The following is a 483-nucleotide window of genomic DNA, read 5'->3' as shown; positions in this document are numbered from 1 at the left end:
GATCCTTGCTGACCCGCCGGGCTGCAGGTTGGGATTGCCGTCGATGTAGCCCGCCTGCTGCGTCGCCACGATGCCCGGCGAGTTGTTGAGGATGGCACCGGCCTTGTTGACGTCGAACTGGTTGTAGTGATTGACGGAGACGCCTGCCCCCGATGGCCGCGTGATATTGACCTGCGGCAGGCCGTTCGCCGCCTGGACAACCCCGGGGCGGCTTGCGCCCGCATTGGGGTCGGCGACGATCTGCGCGCCGGCCACCATCGGCACCCCCATCGCCATCCACGCTGCCAGTTGCAGCACGGGCACGCCAACGCAGAGGCTTCCCGTCCAGACCCGCCGCGTCTCACCCCCCACAGCCTTCCGGCCAGCCCGCCGCCCGGACCCGGTACTGCTTGCGGTTTCCTGCACGGCCATCAGCATGGCGCGTGTCTTGTTGAAAACGAGACGGTAACAAAGACGATTCATTCTGGACCCCGGCTGCTGGCG

At 67.1% G+C, this 483-nt stretch carries 1 protein-coding gene; it reads right to left on the bottom strand.

The window, feature by feature from the left end; all coding sequences use genetic code 11:
• Nucleotides 1-462, bottom strand: a 462-nt coding sequence (locus AC1DBD_RS17770; protein WP_476982711.1) for an ESPR domain-containing protein, incomplete at its 3' end; no start/stop codon positions are given.
• Nucleotides 463-483 lie beyond the last annotated feature (21 nt).

Source organism: Arthrobacter sp. 10T419 (assembly GCF_056394105.1).
This window is presented reverse-complemented; position numbering and strand designations above follow the sequence as displayed.